Origin of the sequence: Pseudomonas sp. SbOxS1, from assembly GCF_013416725.1 — a bacterium.
GTDB lineage: Bacteria > Pseudomonadota > Gammaproteobacteria > Pseudomonadales > Pseudomonadaceae > Aquipseudomonas.
Genome location: NZ_JAAVXC010000041.1, coordinates 1 through 6,632, shown reverse-complemented (window position 1 = coordinate 6,632; position 6,632 = coordinate 1). Strand labels below are relative to the sequence as shown.

The following is a 6,632-nucleotide window of genomic DNA, read 5'->3' as shown; positions in this document are numbered from 1 at the left end:
TCGCCGGCAAGCCGGGCTCCTACAGGCTTTTCCAAGTGACTCGCCGTAAGGGCGAAACCATAAGTCGCCGTTACCGCAGAAATGGATATGTACACCTGAAAGACAATCACCGGCTGTCAGGACGCCTTCGCCGGCAAGCCGGGCTCCTACAGGCTTTTCCAAGTGACTCGCCGTAAGGGCGAAACCCTAAGTGGCCGTTACCGCAGGAATGGATATGTACACCTGAAAGACAATCATCGGCTGTCAGGACGCCTTCGCCGGCAAGCCGGGCTCCTACAGGCTCTTCCAAGTGACTCGCCGTAAGGGCGAAACCCTAGGTGGCCGTTACCGCAGGAATGGATATGTACTCAGTCAACAAAATATCCATTGGCTGTCAGGACGCCTTCGCCGGCAAGCCTGGCTCCTACAGGTATTGCGTTGTCGGTGCATCCCGGGCCGCGAGGCGTATCAAGCTTCCTTGCGCGGCACGATCTTGCGTTCACTGCGCCAGGCGGCTGGCGGCATGTTGAACTGCGATATGAACCAGCGAGTGAATGAATTGGGCATGGAGTAGCCGAGCATGTCGGCGATCCGTCCCAGCGAGTACCCGGGGTTCTCCAGGTAGCGCACCACCAGGTCGCGGCGCACGCTACTGATCAGGTCGCTGAAACTGGCCCCTTCCTCTCCCAGGCGGCGCTGCAGGGTGCGTACGTTCATACCCTGGCTCTGGGCAATCTGCGCAATGGTCGCCCGGCCCATGGGGAGCAACAGGTAGATGGATTTGCGCACTTCGAACGCCACGGAGTGGTCGTCCTTGCCCAGCAGCGAATCCATGTAGCGCTGCGCGTGTCGGGCCATGGCCGCATTGGCCAGGGGGATGGGGGTGTCGAGGTTGGCGGCGGGACAAACGATGCCGTTGAACTCGCAGCCAAACTCCAGTTTGCAGCCGAAGATCCGTCGATGCACCGAGAGATCCGCCGGAGCGTCATGGGAGAAACAGACACTGATCGGGTGCCAGTGCATACCCAGCAGGGCGGCGCAAAAGCGATGCATCACGGCGATGGCCAGTTCGATGGATTGGCGATTATTGGTGCCCATGTCGGTCACCAGCTCTTCGCGAATGATCACCGTATTGCCGGTTTCCTCGATGAAAATCGCCAGGGTCTCGTTGATCAGCCGACGGTAATGCACGATCACATCCAGCGCATCGCGAAGGGTGTTCTGGTGACTGAGCAACAGGCTCACTTCACCAAAGTCCGCCAGTTGACGCAGCTCGGCCATGCGCAGGCCGAGGGTTTCGCAACCACTCAGGCGCGCCGACTTTTCCAACAGGATGATGCTGGCGGTAGCCGGGATGCGTTGGCTCTGATCGCTCAGGAGTGCAGGGTTCAAGCCCACCTCTGCCAGCAGCGCTACCGCGTTCAGTCGCAGATGGCGAGCCACATCCAGGTAGTTGGTCAGTACGGCTGTTCGTGCTTGTGCGGGCATGGCGTAACTACATTCCAGGTGGTGAAAAATGCGCTCTCGCTGTCGCGGGTACCTGCCAGTTATAGAGACTTGGCGATGAAATGAAAAGCGCCCGGCGCGGTAAATGTACCGGGACGATTGTGCGGCGCTGTCACCAAAAGGGAAGTGGCTGACGCTAAATGTAACCCGTTCGGACTAGGCGAATCCTACTGTGCTGCTGGCAGGGTTCGAAACGTTGGCGGACCCGCTCGATGGATTGTTCGAGGGTAAAAAACGCGATGAATGACACCACGATTTTGATAGTGCCGGGCTTGCGCGAACACGTGCCGGCGCATTGGCAAACGTTGCTGGAAGCGAAGCTGGTAAACGTCCGCTCGGTGGCGCCACTGGAAGAGAACAAGCTCAGCCTGGCGGCACGCGTGGAAGCGATCCAGGGCGAGCTGGAGAAGATTGCCGGTCCGGTGATCCTGGTGGCCCACAGCGCCGGTGTGCTGATGGTGGCGCACTGGGCCGCTCGTCATGACCGTCCGATCAAAGGCGCCTTGCTGGCCGCGCCACCGGACCTCGAGGCCAGTTGGCCAGAAGGTTATCCAACGCCAGAAAGCTTGCGGGCCAACGGCTGGGATCCACTACCCAAAGGGCCGCTGCCGTTCCCCTCGATTGTCGCGGCCAGTACCAACGACCACCTTGCGAGCCTCGAAGCCGTGACCCGGATGGCCGGCCAATGGGGTAGCCAACTGGTCAACCTCGGTGCCGTGGGCCATCTCAATCCTGCCGCCGGATTCGGCGAGTGGCCGCAGGCCGAAGACTTTATCCGCACGCTGGATCGCTAGACGCAAACACCTGAACAAGCCGCCTGAAAACTCGCATCGACGCCAGGACCGGATGCGAGCCGTTGTGAGCGCCAAAAAAACAAAAACAACAAAAAAACGGAGACAACGCAATGCACACCACGACAGGTTACCGTCCTCTACGCCTCAGCTTGCTGGCCAGCGCCACACTGCTCGCCTCCCTGCCGGCGGCCCATGCCTTTGAACTCGACAATGGCAGCGAAGATTGGGCCGTGCGCTTCGATAACACCCTCAAGACCAGCTACGGCCAACGGGTGGAAAGCCAGGACTCGAAGATTGCCAACGCCTCCAACTACAACGACGGTGACAAGAATTTCAGTGTCGGCAGTGCAGTGACCCAGCGGGTCGACCTGCTGACCGAGCTTGATGTGGTCTATCAGCGCAAGATGGGCTTTCGGGTCAGCACCGCAAGTTGGTATGACCATGCCTATGACAATGTCGGTTCCAATTCCAACCCTTTTCCAGGGCAGGCGGGCAATGCGGGCAACCTGGTCGCGGCGCGTCAGTCCGGATCGATCCAGCCGGGGGATTCGCTCAACGGCCATGCAGCCCAAAAGCATGGCCTGAGCGGTTACACCGATCGTTATTACAACGGTCCCTCCGGCGAGATCCTCGATGCCTTTGTGTTCTACAGCACCGAGGTCGGCGAGGAGTCGATGTTCAGCGCCAAGCTCGGCCGGCACAACATGTACTGGGGCGAAACCCTGTTCAACGCGGCCAACGGCATCAACTACGGTCAGTCGGCCCTGGACCTGGCCAAGTTGTACAACGTGCCGGGCACTGAAACCAAGGAGCTGTTCCTGCCGCGCAACCAGCTTTCCATGTCGTTCACGGTCAATCCGGAACTGACCCTGGGCGCGCAGTACTTCCTCGAGTTTCGCAACACCCGCCTGCCCGAGGGCGGCACCTACATGGGCGGCTACGACATGTTCGGCGAAGGTGGGGAGGTGTTCTGGTTGCCGGTACCGACGGCGCTGAACGGTGCCGGGGCTTTCTACGGTACGCCGCGCGGGCATGACCTCAAGCCGCACAACACCGGCGACTTCGGCTTGATGGCCAAGTGGAGCCCGCAATGGCTGGACGGTACCCTCGGTTTCTACTACCGCAACACCTCGGACCCCATGCCGGTGGTGCTGATCAATGCGCCCAACTTGCAAACGCCAGGCCTGCCAGGTCTGACGGGCACTGAATACCTGGCCGCTTATGCCGATGACATCGACATCTACGGCATCAGTCTGTCCAAGGGTGTGGGCCCGGTCAGTGTCGGCCTCGATGTGAACTATCGCGAGAACATGCCGCTGCTGAGCAACTTCACCACCATCAACCCGACATTGAGTGCGCAGGCGGAACAGGGCCTGGTCAACGGCGACAACCTGATCAGTGCCGTGCCCGGCAGAGGCGACACCGGAACCGCCCGCGGCAAGACTTTCCACGTAGTCCTCAACGGCCTGGTGAGCTTCGGCAGTACCCCGTTGTGGGACTCATCCTCGTTGGCGGTCGAAGGTGCAATGACCCATCTGGTGAGCGTCGACAAGGGCAAGCAGTCCTTCAAGGGCAACGCCAGCTACCAGGGTGTCGACAAGGTCGACACCAATGCCTACTCCATCTCCACCAACTTCACCCCGACCTGGTTCCAGGTGTTCCCGGGGGTCGATATGTCCATGCCCATGTCCTACAACGTCGGCCTCAAGGGCAACTCGGCCGTCCAGCTCGGTGGCAGCGAGGACGCCGGCAGCTACGCCATCGGCGTCGCCGCGGACGTTTATCAAAAGTACAAGTTCGACCTCAAGTACGTGGACTCCTTCGGTCCTTTCAATACCTGTGAAACCGGGTTCGACAACAACACCCCCGGCAGTGGTGGCCAGTACCGCTGCATTCCCGGCCAGATCACTTCGCAGGCAGGCCTGGCGCCGCTGCTCAAGGACCGCGGGATGGTCACGGCCTCGTTCAAAACCACCTTCTGATTGACGCCCGGATTACAACAACAAGTGGAGAGAATTCAGATGAGATTGCTAAATTGCGTGCTCGCAACTTCCCTGGCGGCTGTCATTGCCGGTCAGGCCCAAGCGGCCGTATCGACCCAGGAAGCCGCCAAACTGGGCACCAGCCTGACCAGTGTGGGTGCCGAGATGGCGGCCAATGCCGATGGCTCGATTCCAGCCTACACCGGCGGGCTGACCACCGCGCCAGCCAGCTTCAAGGCGGGCGATGGCATGCGTCCGGACCCCTTTGCCGACGAGAAGCCGCTGTTGGTCATCGATGGCAAGAACGTCGACCGGTACAAGGGCCTGTTGACGGCCACCACGGCCGAGTTGGCCAAGCGCTACCCCACTTACCACATCAATGTGTATCCGACCCATCGCACTGTTGCCCTGCCTCAGGCAGTACTGGACAACAGCGTGAAGAATGCCACCGGTACCAAGTCCCTCGAAGGCGGTTTGTCCATCGATAACCTGTTGCCCGGCGTGCCGTTCCCGATCCCGACTTCAGGCAGCGAGGCGATGTGGAACCACCTGCTGCGCGTCGGCGGCAACCGCAACGTCAAGTATGACTCCTGGAACGTCGATTCGGCGGGTGTGCCGACCCTGTCCACCACGGCGCTGTCGTTCTCCAACTATCCGATCTACGACGACATGTCGAAGCCGTTCAAGAGCACTGACGTGTTCTTTCAGATGAAGCTGTATTACACCGGTCCGGCGCGCCGTGCGGGCGAGGCGATCATGCTCAAGGATACGGCCAACCCGTTGGAGCAGCCACGCCGCAGCTGGCAGTACCTGCCGGGCCAGCGTCGAGTCAAGCTGGCGCCGGACCTGGCCTATGACACGCCTAACCCCGGTACTGGCGGTGCCGGTACCTACGACGATGTATTCGTGTTCAACGGTGCGCTGGACCGCTTCGACTGGAAGCTGGTAGGCAAGCAGGAAATGCTCGTGCCCTACAACACCTACAAGCTGACCTACGCCGTGGACGTCAAGCAGCTGACCACCCCCAACCACATCGCGTCCGACTATGTGCGCTGGGAGAAGCATCGCGTCTGGGTGGTGGAGGGCACCCTCAAGTCCGGCGCGCGGCATATCTACCAGAAGCGCCGCATGTACCTGGATGAAGACAGCTGGATCGCGCTGGCCTCGGACCAGTATGACTCGAGCGGCAAGCTCTACCGTGGCTCCTTCGCCTTCCTCAGCCAGAGCTACGACAAGAAGATCCCCGATGTCTCGCCGTTCATGATCTACGACCTGGTGGGCGGCTCGTACAACATCAACGGCATCACCGGCACCTACGGCGGTATCAAGTACATCGAGCCCCTGTCGAAGGCGCAGTGGGCGCCGGATGCGCTGGCAGGGGCCGGTATCCGCTAAGCGTCAGGCGACAAGAGTCCGGGGCGATCGGTAGGGACCCCCGGCAGCGTGACTGGAAGAAGGACGGCCTGGGGGTCGTTCGTCTTGGGTTACCGACTCCGACGCCGGGCTGCACCTTGTGTGCATCGCGGCGTCTTTTTCCTCGAAGGTGCGGTATGGGTACCATGAAAAATTTCCTGCTGGCGCTGCTGTGCTCGGTGCTGGCGTTATTGCAGGGTGTCGCTCAGGCGGCCGCTTATGTCGATGTGCTGGATTTGCCGGCCAAGCCCAGTCCGTTGGCCGTGCGCAGCCCGCTGATCGGCATCGCACGCGCCGGTGAGCGCCTGGTCACCGTTGGCCAGCGTGGCCATATTCTTTATTCCGATGACGCCGGCCAGCACTGGCTGCAGGCAGGCGTGCCGCTGGGCAGCGATCTGACAGCGGTGTTTTTTCCTTCTGCCAGGCAGGGCTGGGCGGTGGGCAACGACGGCGTGGTGCTGCACACCAGCGACGCTGGCGTGTCCTGGGAAAAGCAACTCGACGGTCGCCAGATCGGTGAATTGCTGGTCAAGCATTACGCGGCGCTGGCCAGTGCCGAGCCGGGCAACGAGCAATGGCCGCTGCTGGTCGCCGAAGGCCAGCGCCTGGTGGAGCAGGGCGCGGACAAACCGCTGCTCGACGTCTGGTTCGCCAATGACCAGGTCGGCTATGTGGTCGGCGTGTTCAACCTGATCCTGCGCACCGAGGACGGCGGTCAGAACTGGACGCCGTTCCAGGATCGCACCGACAACCCGCAAGGCTTGCACCTCAACGCCATCGCCTCCACCGGCGACAGTCTGTACATCGCCGGCGAGCAAGGCCTGTTGCTCAAATGGGACGGCCACGCCCAACGCTTCGCCGCCGTGCCAACGCCTTATCAGGGCAGCTTCTTCGGCGTACTCGGCAAGCCTGGCGAAGTGCTCGTCTACGGCTTGCGTGGCAACGTGCTGCGCAGTAC

At 61.3% G+C, this 6,632-nt stretch carries 5 protein-coding genes; 4 read left to right on the top strand and 1 reads right to left on the bottom strand.

The genetic code is table 11. The features are described 5' to 3' along the window. Positions 1 to 447 precede the first annotated feature (447 nt). The gene (locus HFK74_RS28690; RefSeq protein ID WP_180206466.1) at positions 448 to 1,467 is read right to left on the bottom strand and encodes an AraC family transcriptional regulator; all 1,020 of its coding nucleotides are present in this window, start codon (positions 1,465 to 1,467) and stop codon (positions 448 to 450) included. Positions 1,468 to 1,724: 257 nt separating this feature from the next. Here HFK74_RS28690 and HFK74_RS28685 point away from each other — a divergent pair, with 257 nt between their 5' ends. The 4 genes from HFK74_RS28685 to HFK74_RS28670 form a co-directional block, all read left to right on the top strand. Beyond that, complete coding sequence (locus tag HFK74_RS28685) at positions 1,725 to 2,279, top strand: alpha/beta hydrolase (RefSeq protein WP_180206465.1); 555 nt, start codon at positions 1,725 to 1,727, stop codon at positions 2,277 to 2,279. Positions 2,280 to 2,389: 110 nt separating this feature from the next. Continuing rightward, positions 2,390 to 4,261 (top strand): DUF1302 domain-containing protein, encoded by a 1,872-nt coding sequence (locus HFK74_RS28680; protein ID WP_180206464.1) that lies wholly within the window; start codon positions 2,390 to 2,392, stop codon positions 4,259 to 4,261. 39 nt (positions 4,262 to 4,300) lie between these two features. Beyond that, positions 4,301 to 5,656, top strand: a complete 1,356-nt coding sequence (locus HFK74_RS28675) for a DUF1329 domain-containing protein (protein ID WP_180206463.1) — start codon at positions 4,301 to 4,303, stop codon at positions 5,654 to 5,656. Positions 5,657 to 5,811: 155 nt separating this feature from the next. After that, on the top strand, positions 5,812 to 6,632 hold an 821-nt coding region (locus tag HFK74_RS28670), incomplete at its 3' end, for a YCF48-related protein (protein WP_180206462.1).

What these genes read in the sequence shown, in the direction of transcription:
- HFK74_RS28690 (WP_180206466.1), bottom strand. Translation starts at nt 1,467, where the DNA reads ATGCCCGCACAAGCACGAACAGCCGTACTGACCAACTACCTGGATGTG.
- HFK74_RS28685 (WP_180206465.1), top strand. Translation starts at nt 1,725, where the DNA reads ATGAATGACACCACGATTTTGATAGTGCCGGGCTTGCGCGAACACGTG.
- HFK74_RS28680 (WP_180206464.1), top strand. Translation starts at nt 2,390, where the DNA reads ATGCACACCACGACAGGTTACCGTCCTCTACGCCTCAGCTTGCTGGCC.
- HFK74_RS28675 (WP_180206463.1), top strand. Translation starts at nt 4,301, where the DNA reads ATGAGATTGCTAAATTGCGTGCTCGCAACTTCCCTGGCGGCTGTCATT.